This is a genomic window from Intrasporangium calvum (assembly GCF_028446585.1).
Classification (GTDB): Bacteria; Actinomycetota; Actinomycetes; order Actinomycetales; family Dermatophilaceae; genus Intrasporangium; species Intrasporangium calvum_A.
This window is the reverse complement of sequence record NZ_JAPFQL010000037.1, coordinates 17335-31159: the sequence shown is the minus strand read 5'-3', so window position 1 is coordinate 31159 and position 13825 is coordinate 17335. Positions and strand designations below refer to the sequence as shown.

At 70.8% G+C, this 13825-nt stretch carries 13 protein-coding genes; 5 read left to right on the top strand and 8 right to left on the bottom strand.

Annotated elements, in window-relative coordinates; genetic code table 11:
• The coding region (locus OO014_RS09990; protein ID WP_272462163.1) for an SGNH/GDSL hydrolase family protein at window positions 1-630 on the bottom strand (630 nt) is incomplete at its 3' end.
• Between the two features lie 145 nt (window positions 631-775).
• On the opposite strand from OO014_RS09990, the gene OO014_RS09985 reads away from it, so the two are divergent.
• Window positions 776-1612 carry an SGNH/GDSL hydrolase family protein gene (locus OO014_RS09985; protein ID WP_272462162.1) on the top strand — a complete coding sequence of 279 codons (837 nt, stop codon included), beginning with the start codon at window positions 776-778 and terminating at the stop codon, window positions 1610-1612.
• Window positions 1613-1627: 15 nt separating this feature from the next.
• On the opposite strand, the gene OO014_RS09980 is transcribed toward OO014_RS09985, so the two are convergent.
• The 4 genes from OO014_RS09980 to dnaK form a co-directional block, all read right to left on the bottom strand.
• The gene (locus tag OO014_RS09980; RefSeq protein WP_272462161.1) at window positions 1628-2095 is read right to left on the bottom strand and encodes a heat shock protein transcriptional repressor HspR; all 468 of its coding nucleotides are present in this window, start codon (window positions 2093-2095) and stop codon (window positions 1628-1630) included.
• 91 nt (window positions 2096-2186) lie between these two features.
• A complete protein-coding gene (locus tag OO014_RS09975; protein ID WP_272462160.1) occupies window positions 2187-3194 on the bottom strand; it encodes a DnaJ C-terminal domain-containing protein in 1008 nt (335 codons plus the stop codon).
• 30 nt (window positions 3195-3224) lie between these two features.
• Window positions 3225-3896 (bottom strand): nucleotide exchange factor GrpE, encoded by a 672-nt coding sequence (locus OO014_RS09970; protein WP_272462159.1) that lies wholly within the window; start codon window positions 3894-3896, stop codon window positions 3225-3227.
• Complete coding sequence (dnaK, locus tag OO014_RS09965) at window positions 3893-5800, bottom strand: molecular chaperone DnaK (RefSeq protein ID WP_272462158.1); 1908 nt, start codon at window positions 5798-5800, stop codon at window positions 3893-3895. The genes OO014_RS09970 and dnaK overlap by 4 nt, the downstream gene beginning before the upstream one ends.
• Before the next feature lie 287 nt (window positions 5801-6087).
• Here dnaK and OO014_RS09960 point away from each other — a divergent pair, with 287 nt between their 5' ends.
• The 4 genes from OO014_RS09960 to OO014_RS09945 all read left to right on the top strand — a co-directional run bounded on the left by OO014_RS09960 (window position 6088) and on the right by OO014_RS09945 (window position 9525).
• Window positions 6088-6294: a (2Fe-2S)-binding protein gene (locus OO014_RS09960; RefSeq protein WP_272462157.1), complete on the top strand. Its 207-nt coding sequence runs from the start codon at window positions 6088-6090 to the stop codon at window positions 6292-6294.
• Window positions 6242-6769 (top strand): bacterioferritin, encoded by a 528-nt coding sequence (gene bfr, locus OO014_RS09955; RefSeq protein WP_272462156.1) that lies wholly within the window; start codon window positions 6242-6244, stop codon window positions 6767-6769. Before OO014_RS09960 ends, bfr begins: the two co-directional genes overlap by 53 nt.
• A gap of 51 nt (window positions 6770-6820) precedes the next feature.
• Window positions 6821-7216 (top strand): hypothetical protein, encoded by a 396-nt coding sequence (locus tag OO014_RS09950; protein ID WP_272462155.1) that lies wholly within the window; start codon window positions 6821-6823, stop codon window positions 7214-7216.
• 122 nt (window positions 7217-7338) lie between these two features.
• On the top strand, window positions 7339-9525 hold the full coding sequence (locus OO014_RS09945) for a hypothetical protein (protein WP_272462154.1): 2187 nt from the start codon (window positions 7339-7341) through the stop codon (window positions 9523-9525).
• Here the strand turns inward: OO014_RS09945 and OO014_RS09940 are convergent.
• From OO014_RS09940 to OO014_RS09930, 3 genes are read right to left on the bottom strand one after another with little or no spacing between them, the layout of a single operon-like run.
• Complete coding sequence (locus OO014_RS09940) at window positions 9512-10765, bottom strand: hypothetical protein (protein WP_272462153.1); 1254 nt, start codon at window positions 10763-10765, stop codon at window positions 9512-9514. The two genes, OO014_RS09945 and OO014_RS09940, sit on opposite strands and share 14 nt — an antisense overlap.
• 4 nt (window positions 10766-10769) lie before the next feature.
• Complete coding sequence (locus OO014_RS09935) at window positions 10770-12464, bottom strand: alkaline phosphatase D family protein (RefSeq protein ID WP_272462152.1); 1695 nt, start codon at window positions 12462-12464, stop codon at window positions 10770-10772.
• Window positions 12465-12504: 40 nt separating this feature from the next.
• A complete protein-coding gene (locus tag OO014_RS09930; protein ID WP_272462151.1) occupies window positions 12505-13824 on the bottom strand; it encodes a cation:proton antiporter in 1320 nt (439 codons plus the stop codon).
• Between the last annotated feature and the right edge of the window lies 1 nt (window position 13825).

Below are 13825 nucleotides of genomic sequence, written 5' to 3'. Positions count from 1 at the left end.
CCGTATGCCGCTGGGCTGGGTCTCAGCCCCCCAGCCGAGCTGCGCCTGGGCTGGGAGCGAGCCCAGCGGCATACGGCACGCTGCGGCGACGGCGTGGGCCAGGCGGGCGTGGCCTAGAGCCGACGGGTGGACGCGGTCGGGGGCCCAGAGTCGGCGGTCGGCCCAGGAGTGGGGGTCGGACACGTCGACGAGGGTGGCCCGCTGACCGTGGGCGATCTCGCGGAGCCCGGCGTTGAGGATGGCGACGCGCCGGCGCAGCAGGGCAAAGGCGGGCGACCCCGTCAGCTCGAACCCGGTGACCAGGACGACGGTCGCGCCACCAGCCGACAGCATCCCCACAGCGGAGTCGATCGACGCGAGGACCTCGTCTGCGTCGAGCACGGGCCGCAGGATGTCGTTGCCCCCGGCCCACACGCTGACCAGATCAGGGCGCAGGGCGACCGCTGCCGCCACCTGCTCGCGCTGGACGTCGGCGGCGCGCTTGGCCCGGAGCGCGAGGTTGGCGTACTCGGTCGCCGGCTCCAGCTCGGCCAGCCGGTGGGCCAGCAGGTCGGCCCAACCGCGAAGTCCGTTGGGCGAGCATGGGTGCGGATCACCCACCCCCTCAGTCAAGGAGTCGCCCAGAGCCACGAACCGGACCACGCTGGCACGGTAACGGTCCCGCCACCCCGAGGACCCCGCGCTCGGCAACGGAGCGATGAAGAGACGCAGAACGCTCGGCGACGCGCGCGTGCGTCGGTTGGGACCGGGATCTCCGGGGAGGCAGGGTGGCCGGGTGGAGGCTGGCCGTTTCGTCGTCGTCGGGGACTCGTTCTCCGAAGGAGTGGGGGATCCCCACGTGCTCTATCCCAACGGGTTCCGCGGCTGGGCCGACCGACTCGCCCGGCAGCTGGGCCGCCAGGACCCCCGCTGGGAGTACGCGAACCTCGCGATCCGGAGCAAGCTGCTCGACGAGGTCGTCGCCGAGCAGCTCGATCCGGCCCTTGCGCTGCAACCGACCCACCTGTCGTTCCACGCCGGCGGCAACGACATCCTGTCGCTCCGCACGGACATGGACTCGCTCATGGAGCGCTACGCGGCCGCGGTCGCGCGGGCTGCGGAGCACGTCCCGGTCCTCGTCCTCTTCACCATCTTCGACCCGCGCACGACGGCCATGCTCGAGCCGTTGCGGCGGCGGCTGCAGGCCTTCAACGACGCGGTCCGCGGACTGGCCGAGTCGCACGGTGCCATCCTCGTGGACCATGCCCTGATGCGGGAGTTCGAGGATCCCCGGCTGTGGGCCCCGGACCGGATCCACCTCTCACGTCCGGGCCACAAGAGGGTGGCGGCGGCAACCCTGGAGGCCCTGGGTTGGGCGCACACCCTGCGGATCAAGGAGCTCGGCGACCCAGAGCGGCGGCCCTGGCGTCAGGCGGTGCTCGACGAGGTCAGCTTCGTGCGCGGCGAGGTCGTGCCGCTGGTGCGGCGACGGATCCGGGGCGTGCGGGAGGGGGACCACACGCCGCCGAAGTGGCCGGTGCCGATCCGGCCGTCGAAGGGGATGAAGCGGCTGGCGAGCACCCACTCGGGCGCCGCCCTGCGCCGCGGCTCCCCCGCTCGGGCCCGGGGCTGAACCGGCCCGACTCGCTCAGTCGAGGTGGTGCGGCCGCCAGACGACGAGCGCCTGCGACGCGAACGTCCGCTTGGGCCGTTGTCCCGGTCGCACCGCGACGACATCGCCGCGCGGGCCCGCGGCAAAGACGCGATCACCGGGGCGGGCGCCGGCCAGAGCCGCGCGAGTCGCGGCCAGCTCGGCGTCGAGCTCCTGGATGCGCGACTGCAGCGCGCTCACGTGGTTCTCGAGGTCGAGGATGCGCTGGATGCCGGCGAGGGAGACGCCCTCCTGGGAGAGCCGCTGGACCTCGCGCAGCAGCGAGACGTCCCGCCCGCTGTAGCGGCGTCCGCCGCCCTGGGTGCGGGACGGCGAGACGAGCCCGAGCCGGTCGTACTGCCGGAGGGTCTGGGCGTGCATGCCCGCGAGCTGGGCAGCCACGGAGATCACGAAGACGGGGGTGTCGTCGTCGTGCCCCATCGGGTGGCGGGCAGTGCCTGCCATCGTCACTCCTCCCTTCCGTGTCGCACGTTCATGTCACTGGTTCGAGGTGGGCGCCGACCACCAGGAGTCGGCCGATACCTCGAACCGGCGTTCATCCGCGGGCCCTGTCGAACAGCTCGGCCCGCGGGTCGTGCCCGTCCTCGGCGGCGGCCATCTTCTCGATCGCCTCGCGCGCCTCGTCGGTCAGCCGCTGCGGCACGACGACCTGGAGCCGGGCGAGCAGGTCTCCCGCCTTGCCCGCCCGCTGGACGCCGCGGCCCTTGACCCGCAGGACCCGACCGCTCGGTGTGCCCGCGGGGATCCGCACCTTGACCGAGCCGCCGTCGAGCGTCGGAACCGGCACCGTGGCACCGAGCGCCGCCTCTGCGAAGGTCACCGGCAGGTCGACGGTGAGGTTGTCACCGTCACGCCCGAAGACCGGGTGCTTGTCGACCGACACCGTGAGGATGAGGTCGCCAGCCGGGGCACCGGGGTCGCCCTGACGGCCCTTGCCGCGCAGCTTGATCTTCTGGCCGTCCTTGACACCCGGAGGGATCCGGGCCGTCACGCGGCCCAGCTCGGGCGACGTCAGGGTGACGGTGGAGCCCTCGACCGCCTCGCGGAAGCCGATCCGCGTCGCGGCCGAGACGTCGGCTCCCGGACGGGGGCCGGCCGTCGAGCCGAAGCCCCCCGGATAGCCACCGCCCGGGAACCCGGCCCCACCGGCGCCCCCGAACATCTGACCGAGGAGGTCCTCGATGTTGGGCTGGCCGCCACCGGTGTTGAACCGGACCCGCGGCCCGCCGCCACCGGCGCCGCCGAAGTTGGCGAAGATGTCCTCGAAGCCACCGCCCGCGCCGCCCGGCGCGAACCGGGCGCCGCCGTGCGACATCGCGCGGATCGCGTCGTACTCGCGCCGCTGCTCCGGGTCGGACAGGACCGCATAGGCCTCGCCGATCTCCTTGAACCGCTCCTCGGCCTTGGTGTCGCCGACGTTGTGGTCCGGGTGCAGGTCCCGGGCGAGCTTGCGGTAGGCCTTCTTGATCGCCGCGGCGTCCGCGTCGTGGGGCACGCCGAGGATCGCGTAGAAGTCCTTGTCGAACCAGTCCTGGCTAGCCATGGCGCACCTCCCTCTCTCTCATCCTGCCAGTCAGTCCGGGTCTGCCACCGACACGCGCGCGGCGCGCACGAGACGGTCCCCGATCCGGTAGCCCGGCTGGATGACCTGGACGACGGTCGGGCCGGTCGCCCCCTCGGGCAGCTCCGCCTGGACGTGCATGAGCGCCTCGTGGACGTTGGGGTCGAACTCCTCCCCCGACGCGCCGAGCCGTTCGACGCCGAACCGGCCGAGGATCGTCTCGAGCTTGTCGGCGATCGCCGCGAACGGCCCGCCCTCGAGAGCCCCCGCCTCGCGGGCCGAGTGGATGTCGTCGAGCACGGGCAGCAGCGACTCGACGACGCCGCCGACGGCGGTGTGCCGGATCAGCTCGCGGTCGCGGTCGACGCGCTTCTTGTAGTTGACGTACTCCGCCTGGAGTCGCTGCAGGTCCGCCAGCAGCGTGGCCGCCATGGTGTCCTCCTCCGCGAGGACGTCGCCCTCGGTGGCCTGCTCGGCAGCGGCGGCATCCGGCTCCGGTGCGTGGTCGTACTCGTCCTCGCCGCCCGGCTCGGCGGACGCCCCGGGGCCACCTTCCGAGTAGCTGTGGTGCGTCCTGGCGTCTGGCCCACCAGCGCGCCCCGCGCCCCCGCGGGCGCCGGCGGTGTCGCCGGCGCCCTCGGGGGTCTCGGGAGCCACGCCCTCAGGCCTGGTCTCGTCGGTCACTTCGCGTCCTTCACGTCCTCGTCGTCGATGACCTCGGCGTCGACGACGTCGTCGTCGGCCCCGGCACCCGCGGACGCACCCGCGTCACCGGGGGCCTGGCCGTCAGCACCAGCGGAACCGGCGGCTCCAGCGGAAGCCGACTCAGCGGCATACACCGCCTGTCCCATGGCCTGGGACTTGGTGTTGAGGTCCTCGATCTTGGCCTTGATGTCCTCGGAGCTCGCCTCGGAGCCCTCGGCGATCGAGGCCTTGAGGTCCGCGAGCGACTCCTCGACCGGCGTCTTGACGTCGGCGGGGACCTTGTCGCCGGATTCCTTGAGGAAGGTCTCGGTCGAGAAGACGAGCTGCTCGGCCTGGTTCTTGACCTCGGCGTCCTCGCGGCGCTTGCGGTCCTCCTCGGCGTGCGCCTCGGCGTCCTTGACCATGCGGTCGATCTCCTCCTTGGAGAGGGCCGAGCCGCCGGTGATCGTCATCTTCTGCTCCTTGCCGGTGCCCTGGTCCTTGGCGGAGACGTTGACGATGCCGTTGGCGTCGATGTCGAAGGTGACCTCGATCTTCGGCACGCCGCGCGGCGCCGGCGCGATGCCGGTCAGCTCGAAGGTGCCGAGCGACTTGTTGTGCTGCGCGATCTCACGCTCACCCTGGAAGACCTGGATGAGGACGGACGGCTGGTTGTCGTCGGCCGTCGTGAAGATCTCGGAGCGCTTCGTCGGGATGGCCGTGTTGCGCTCGATGAGCTTGGTGAACAGGCCACCCTTGGTCTCGATGCCGAGCGAGAGCGGCGTGACGTCGATGAGCAGGACGTCCTTGCGCTCACCCTTGAGGACACCGGCCTGCAGGGACGCGCCGACGGCGACGACCTCGTCCGGGTTGACGCCCTTGTTGGGCTCCTTGCCGGCGAGCTCCTTGACGAGGTTGGTGACGGCGGGCATGCGGGTCGAGCCACCGACGAGGACGACGTGGTCGATGTCGGACACCTTGATGCCGGCGTCCTCGATGACGCGGTGGAACGGCGCCTTGGTCCGCTCGAGCAGCGACTTGGTCATCTGCTCGAACTGGGCGCGAGAGAGCGTCTCGTCGAGGTGGATCGGGCCCTCGGGCGTCATCGAGATGTACTGCGCCGAGATGTTGGTCGACGTCGCCGTCGACAGCTCCTTCTTGGCGCGCTCGGCCTCGTCGCGGAGGCGCTGCATCGCGATCTTGTCCTTGGACAGGTCCTGGCCGGTCTTGTTCTTCACCTGGGTGATCAGGTGCTGGACGATGACCTCGTCCCAGTCGTCGCCACCGAGGTGGTTGTCACCGTTGGTCGCGCGGACCTGGATCGTCGCGAAGCCGTCCTCGGCGTCCTTGCCGACCTCGAGGAGGGACACGTCGAAGGTGCCGCCGCCGAGGTCGAAGACGAGGATGAGCTCGTCCTCCTTGCCCTTGTCGAGGCCGTAGGCGAGCGCGGCCGCGGTGGGCTCGTTGACGATGCGCAGGACGTTGAGGCCCGCGATCTCGCCGGCCTCCTTGGTGGCCTGGCGCTGGTGGTCCTCGAAGTAGGCGGGGACGGTGATGACCGCGTCGGTCACCGCCTCGCCGAGGTAGGCCTCGGCGTCGCGCTTGAGCTTCTGGAGGATGCGGGCGCTGATCTCCTGCGCCGTGTAGGCCTTGCCGTCGATCTCGGGCGTCTTCCAGTCGGTGCCCATGTGACGCTTGACCGAGCGGATCGTCCGGTCGACGTTGGTGACGGCCTGGCGCTTGGCGACCTCGCCGACGAGCACCTCGCCGCTCTTGCTGAACGCGACGACGGACGGGGTGGTGCGGCCGCCCTCAGCGTTCGCGATGATGGTCGGCTCGCCGCCCTCGAGGACGGAGACGGCCGAGTTGGTGGTACCGAGGTCGATTCCGACCGCACGTGCCATGAGTGTTCTCCTTGGGTCTTCCAGATGGTGGCCGTATGCCGCTGGGCTCGCTCCCACGGGGAGGCTCAGTAGCGCTCGGGCCGGGTTGGTCTGTGGTCTTGGTCTGTGGTCTCTCTGCACAATCTGCTGGGCCCGGCCCCTCTTGTCAAAACCGGGCTCGCAAATCTTGCGTCCATGAGACTCAACTTTAGTGGCGGTCAGATTGTTCCGGGGGCCGCGGCATGACCTGTCCCACAGTTCGCCCACCCGGCTCGACAGGGCACTGAGGTAAGGCTTACCTTGGCTGCGTGATCATCTGCCACTGCGGAGTCGTCAACGGCGACAGCGTCGTGCGGGCCGTGGACGCCGGGGCGCGGACGCTCTCGCAGGTGTGCAGGAGCACCGGGGCCGGCCAGGACTGTGGCTCGTGTGTCTTCGCACTGCGCAGGCTCATCTGCGAGCATGAGCAGACCCAACGCGCGACTCTCCTGGAGGTTGAAGGTGCAGCCAGTTAGCCCTCGGATCACGCAGCTGCTCAACGACGCCCTGACGTTCGAGCTCACCGTCACCAACACCTACTTCCTCCACGCGCGCATGCTGGACAACTGGGGCTTCCCGCAGCTGGGGAAGGTCTTCTACGACCTGTCGATCGACGAGATGCGGGACGCCGACGACCTGATCAACCGGATCCTGATGTACGACGGCCACCCCAACGTCCAGCGCCTCAACCCGATCACGATCGGCGAGTCGCCCGAGGAGATGCTCGCGCTGGCCCTTGAGAGCGAGAAGGCCGCCGTCGCCCAGTTCAACGCCTCGGCCAAGGAGTGCCACGACCTCGGCGACCACGGGACGGCCAGCGTCTTCGAGGAGATGGTCCTCGACGAGGAGAAGCACGCCGACTGGTTCGAGAGCCAGCTCGACGCCATCAAGCGCATCGGTGCATCCGCCTACCTCGCCGAGCACCTCAAGCCGGGGCACGGCCCCGAGTAGGTCGTCGGAGCAGCGTTTGGTCGGCCGTCGCGCCGCTGGGACACTGCACGCATGCAGTCGAACGAGGCCCTGGAGCCGGTGATCGTCCGGTTCAACCGGGGCGACCGCGTCATGCTCGACCTTTCCGACCTCGGCGACCCGCCCGGTGACGACCAGCCGGAGAGCATCCGCAACTCCTACGCGCGCCTCATGGAAGTGCACGGCAGTCTCGGCACGGTCGTGCACGGGGATGACACCCGGACCTTCTGGGAGCGGTTCCTGCACCGGCGCACCGGTCAGCTCGGTGCGACCATCCGGGTGGACTGGGACGACACCCACGACGTGAACCCGCACCGGGCCCGCCGGCGGCGCCGCAAGAACCCCTATCTCGCGCCCTCCGTCTACCGGGCCCAGCTGCGGCACACGCACCAGCCGCGACCGGAGCGGCTGAGCGACGACCCGGCCTGACCCGGAGCCTGCCGCCAGCCAGCGTCGGCGGCCGCGCACGGTATCGCCGTTGTGCCCTGGCCGGTTCCGGATAGGGTCTGCCAAGGACTGGATAACGGTCCCGGGCGCAGAGAGGGGCAAGGATGCAGGCGCAGCCGGAGGACGCTGTCCTGGAGGGTCAGTCGTTGCACCGGGCGAACTGGCTCTTCGTCGCTGGTCGCGCCCAGGCCGTCACGGCCCACGAGAGGGCCATCGGGGGGCTCCTGGCCGCGGGGCACACCGTGACGCTGCTCCATTTCGACCGGATCTCCACCACCCGGGGCCTGCCGGTTGAGCCGCACCGCATCTCGGCCGTCGACGGCCTGCCCCGGCGCGTCCGCAAACCGGCGAAGGCTCTCGAGCTCGTCCTTCCCCGGTCGCGACGCACGGAGCTGGCCCTGAGGCGCGACGCCTCGCTCGCCGACACCGTGTCCCGGGCGAATCATGTCCTCTTGCTGGACGACGAGGCAGAGACTGCCCGGGCAGCGCTGTTCGCAGCGAACGCGACGGCCCGGTTCTGGTCGCCCAGCCAGGTAGGGGCCGTCCTCGAGGAGGAGCCCTTCTGGCGCTACCTCGACCGGCGCCTGCACCAGCTCTCCGGGGCCTTGCTCAAGCCGCTGAAGACCAAGGGCCTGATGGAGGCCATCTCCTGGCTGGACGATCGAGAGCCGGGGGTATGTCCCGCCCCTGAGGATGTGCATCGGTTCGCCCGCGGAATGATCCATCGCCTCCTCCTGCGGGGCCGACTCGATGACGCTCGGGCGCTCCTGCGCCTGACGGACCGGGCGGAGCGGCACGGCATCCGAGCGGGTGGTGACGCGGCCGCCTACGCCGCCCTCAAGATGCATCTTCGGCTGCACGACGAGGTAGTGCAGCCGGCCGAGCTGCAGCAGGTGTTGGAGGAGGTCTTCGCATCGGCTGATGCCGCCCTGGACGCCAAGGCCTATCGGGACTGCGCCGGCCGGGCCGCCATCGGGCTCGACCTGATGTTCCATCCCCGCTTGCACACCGACGTCCCGAGCACTCCGCTCGTCGAGTCGCCCGGGACGTTCACCCGGCCGCTGTACGAGTCGCGGGTGGGGCAGGTGCTCACCGCTCCGACCAGCCCCGCTCCGACCCGCCCCGCCCAGGAGCCCAGCGTCCCCCGCAATCGCGTGGGGGCCCCCCTCAAGGTGACATACCTCCCGGGCGCCTACCCGTGGCACGCCGCCCGCGCTCTCGCCGCACTCGGGTCCGACGACCGCGCCGAGCTGTCGGAGCTGCGCCTGACCGATCCGGCGTTCCAGGGCATGGCCCTCGGCGAGCTCTTCGTCTCGTACCGACTCGGGAAGGCCGTTCCGGAAGCGGCCGCGGACCGGGAGCCCGCGACCGCCGAGCAGCTCGCCCTACTGACCCAGGCGGATGTCGTCGTGGCCGACTGGGCCGACAAAGGAGCGCTCTGGGCCTCGCTCAACTGCCCGGCGAGCGCCCGCATGGTGGTGCGCGTCCACAGCGCGGACGTGCTGAGCGCCGGGTTCCACCTGCTCGACTGGTCCCGCGTCGACGTGCTCGTCTGCGTCAGCGAGCACCTTCGCCAAGTCGTCGTCGGACTGCTGGGCGACCGCTTCCCCCAAGATGCCGTGATCGTGGTGCCCAACGTGTTGGCTCCGTTCGACGGACCCAGCGAGGAACCGAGCGGCGGAGCCAGCGCTGCCGGCCGACCGGCCGTGCCCCAGCCCGAAGACGTGCGCGGTGGGCGGACCATCGCCATGGTCGGATGGGGCCAGCGGGTCAAGGACCCGATCATGGCCCTCGACATCCTCGGGGCGCTGCTCCAGCGGGAGAGCGGGTGGCGCCTGCGTCTCATCGGCGCGGACTTCGCGTCGAGCACGAGCGGGCTCGTCAACGCCTACAGCCTGGCCTTCCGGCGCCGGGCCGTCGAGCCGCAGCTGCTCGACGCCATCGACTTCGTCGACCAGACGAAGGATGTGCCGGGAGCCCTGGCGGGGAGCCACTTCATCCTCAGCACCAGCTTGCGCGAGTCCTTCCACATCGGCGTGATGGAGGGCCTCGTCGCGGGTGCCGTCCCGGTGGTCCGCGACTGGCCGGCCTTCGCGACCCACCAGGGAGCAGCCAGCCTGTTCCCTCCGTCGGTGATCTTCGAGACCGTCGAGGAGGCGGTCGAGATCATCTGGTCGCTGCGCGACGAGGCGGCTCGTCAGGCGGCCGTGCACGACCTCCAGGGGTCGATGCGCCAACTGCTGGACGGTCGGAACGTCGCGGGCCGGCTGCTCGAGGTCATCCTGCGCTGACGGCCACCTGCTCGCTCGGCAGGCCGGAGCGGGCCAGCCGGGCCAACGCCTGAGCAGCTGCGCTGCCGTGTCCGGCGGGCGTGCGCAGGACGAGCGCCGGGTGCGTGCTGCTGGCGAGCGGGCTGGTGGGGTCCTCCATGAGCCACACCGGTGTGCCGCTGCCCTGGTAGTCGCTCCACTTGGACATGAGGAAGGGACTGCGGGTGGCATTCGACGGCGCTGAAGCGTCGACTGCCAGGAGCAGGTCGGCCTGAGTCGTCAGGGCGAGGAAGTCGAAGTACTGCGCATACGGTCCGACCTTGACCGCGTCAGCGATGCCCCGGTCCGCGACGAGCCGCGCCACGTCCTCAGGGTCCGACGTGAAGACGTGCACCGTGAGCCGCCTTCGGTCGCTCTCGGGGAGAGCGGCCATCCCGTCGAGCACGGGGCTGAGGCTGCGGGTGCCGTAGACGTTGCCGAAGTAGGCGATGTTGATCCGGTCGGGGTCGGTATCGAGTCGCGCCTCGCTGCGGTGGTAGAACTCCTGCGGCGGAGTCGGATGAGGGGCGATCCGCATCCGCTGCCGGACCCGCTCGGCCAGACGCGGGTCCTCGATGAAGCCGATCATGTAGTCGGCCTGGTTCTCGTTGGTGAAGTGGATCTCGTCGCCGAGGCAGTAGCCGAGGTATTCGGCCCAGACGAAGGCGTTGTCCGTCTCCGGCGGCGTGAAGCCGGCGTCGGCGACGGCCCTGCGAACCTCGTCGAACAGCTCCCCGGGCGATACGGGTGTGTGCCGCTCGGCACCGGTCACGTCACGGGAGCAGGGGTCGGAGAACTCCACGTCCCAGTGCAGCTGGGGGTGGTCCTGCTTGACGAGCCCGGCGAGGATGTGCGACGCAATGAAGTGGGCGCGCGAGTAGAGACTCGTCCAGGGCAGGCTCCCTCCCGCGACGAGCTCACCGCGCGCGGCCGACTCGTCGACCCACCGCTGGACCTGGGCCCGGCCCTCGGCGCACCACGGCTCGATCGAGTGCCAGACCGAGAAGCGCGTCACCGTCTCGAGGATGCTGCGCCGGGCAACCAGGTGCCCCGCGATCTCGTCGAGGTGGTCATCCCTGGAACGCATCTCGTCCATGGCGTTCTGGATGACATCGACGCGTTCACCCCGCTCGAGAACCCGTTTGGCCGCAACCGTCGCCGACGTGTCGGAGTATGGGGGGAAGGCGTAGGCGATCACCAGGCGGCGGGCGGGCTCGGTCACTCGCTCACGATACTGGCTGGGCAATCCCGGCCAGCCGCACAGTAGCGACCGGGACGAGCTGCGGATGCTCCTCGCCCGGGGGCACCTCCCCGCGGCGCCACGTGAGCTCGAGGTCGGCGCCGTGCACCACGAGCTCCCCGATGCAGTTGTCGAACCAGGGACCATCGGTGACCCGCCACGGATACGCGGGGTCCGGGATGCGTGACGACCGGCTCGCGATCCAGCGCATCGGCCCGACGAGACCCTTGGCGAAGGCGGACATGAAGATCCGCAGCCCCCGCGGCATCGGGTTGCGGATCGGCGAGCAGACGGCCTGGACGATCCGGGACCGGCCGCCGTGGCGCGCGACGTCCTCGACCTCCGCGACGTAGGAGTTGTGGACGTCCCCGGAGAGGAAGGTGATGGTTGCCGGTGGTCGCCCCCGCTCCCCCCGGGCGACGGCCATCACCATCTCGAAGACCTCCGCGAAACCGTCGCTGAAGGCCGCCCAGTGCTCGAGGTCGATGGACTGGCGCAGTCGCTCGGCCGCGACGGAGATCGGCCGCGACAGCCGATGTGAGCGCAACGGACCGCTCGCCAGCACCTCGTCGATCGCCTCGAAGTCGTGCAGTCCGGGCGGCAGCAGAAAGGGCAGGGACGTGCCGACGAGGAGGTGGTCGACGTCGCCCACCAGCTCGGAGTCCAGCCAGGCGAGCTCGACCGGGTCGAGCATCGAGCGGCGGTCCGGCTCGAGGACCCGGGCGGCGCGAGAGTCGACGACGACGAGCTTGCTGTCGCCGAAATCGCGCACGTAGCTCCAGCGGTAGACGTCCGGGTGCCGGTCCACCCGACTGGCCAGGTCCCGCACCGCGTCCGTCACGTCGACCTCGCCCGACCCGTCGCCGGCGAGGACCAGGGCGTAGACCTCGTCCGCCTCCAGCGCCTCGGGAGACAGGTTGCCGATGTGCTGATAGACCCAGTACGACGCGAGGCCGCCGACGAGCCGTTCGTGCCACCACGACGTCCGGTTGATCTGCTCGTGCCAGGTCCACGACGTGTTCCAGTCGTCGCGGATGTCGTGGTCGTCAAAGATCATGCAGGAGGGCACCGTGGACAGGAGCCACCGGTTGGCCGGGTCGGTCCAGGCGAGCCGGTAGAGGTGCGCGTACTCCTCGTAGTCCTTGATCTCCTCACCGGGCGGCTCGGCGAGGCTGCGCCGCTCGGCGATCCACTCGCGCATCGCCTCCGACGTCAGGTCGGCATAGACCTGGTCGCCGAGGAAGGCGATCAGGTCCGGCAGCTCGGCCCGCCCACCTGCGACCGCGAGCGCCAGGGCCCGCAGCGCGTCGACGCCGTTGGACTCGTTGCCCCGACGGTCGTGCGGCACCGAGGTGCGGCAGGAGCCATAGGCCAACCGCGTCGGCCGCGTGCGGTCGATGGTGCGGATCACTGGAGGCGGGAAGGGGCTGTCCGGCGGCGGCCAGACCACCTGCCCGTCCACGGCCACCTCGTACTCGAGGGACGAGACCGGCTCGAGGCCGTCGATGACGACCAACGCGTAGTGGTGTCCCTCGACGGCGAAGGTCCGCGACGACCAGGACCGCGGCTCGGACAGCACGGTGACCTCGCCGGCAGCCGCGGTCTCCACCCACACCGTCGCCGTCGTCTCGTCGGCGTAGCGGAGCATCGGGCCGAGCACGAGGCTCGTCGCAGCGTCCATGCATCAGGCATACCCGCATTCGCGGCCCTGCGGGTCGGAATCAGGCGGCCGACCGGTCCCGGCGGGCCTCGAGCTGGCGCATGACCGGGGTGGCCAGCGCGCCGTGGAGGAACACGGACAGCGCGATGGCGAGCGCGACGGTCGCCCACAGCCAGCGCTCCTCGGGGAAGGCGTAGAGGCCGGCGCCGTAGGCGAGGTAGTAGAGCGACCCGACGCCGCGCACCCCGAAGAAGGCGGTGGCGAGCGCCTCTGCGCGCGTCATGTCGGTCGGCAGGGTGGACCCTCGCCGCCAGCCGCCGAGGCTGACGAGCCCCGCGAGCGGCCGCACGACGAAGACGAGGGCGAAGGCGACGACGACGCCCCGCCAGTCGAGTGGTGCGAGGAGCCCGTTGGTCATGGCGGTGCCGAGCAGGAGCAGGATGGCGAGGACGAGCAGCCGCTCGAAGTTCTCGATGACCTGGTGCATCGTTGCGTGGTACTCGTGGCCACGTTCGGCGGCGCGCAGCGTCATGCCGCAGGCGAAGACCGCGAGGAACCCGTAGCCCCCGACGACCTCGCTCAGCCCGTACGTCGTGACGAGCGCAGCGAGCACGAGCAGCGGCTCCCCCTGCTCGGCGAGCCGCAGGGCCCGCTTGGGCGCCCGGAAGGCGACCTTGGCCAGCCCCCAGCCGACGAGCATGCCGACGGCCACGCCGAGGACGATCTTCCCGACGAGCTCCCACGCGACCCAGCCCGCGATCCACTCGCTCGGAGGCCCCTCGACCGCGAGGAAGATGCCGGCGTAGACGAAGGGGAAGGCCAGCCCGTCGTTGAGCCCCGCCTCGGAGGTGAGGGAGAAGCGGACCTCGTCCTCCTCGTCGATCTCCTCGACGCTCTCGATGTCGTCTTCCTCGTCGTCGAGGACCTGCGGCCCGGAGACCTGCACGTCGCCGGCGAGGACCGGGTCGGTCGGCGCCAGCACGGCGCCGAGGAGCAGCGCGGCCGCGGCGGACAGTCCGAGCCACCATCCGAGGACCGCGATGACGGCGATGGTGATCGGCATGGCGATGGCGAGCAGGCGCCAGGTGGCGTTCCAGGCTCGCCACGAGCGACGGTCCCGGAAGGAGAACGGCCGGTCGAGCGCGAGCCCCACGCCCATCAGCGCGACGAGCACCGTGATCTCGGTGACCCGCTGGATCACCGGCCGGGTGTCGACCGGGTCGAGGTTCAGGCCGTCGGGCAGGGGCGCGAGCCCGATGGCCATCCCGAGCACGAGCAGAACCATCGGCGCCGAGACGGCGAACCGGGTGAGGATCGGCGGCAGCACGGCGGCGAGGAGCAGGGCGAGCCCCGCGATGAGGTAGACAACACTGGTCGGCATT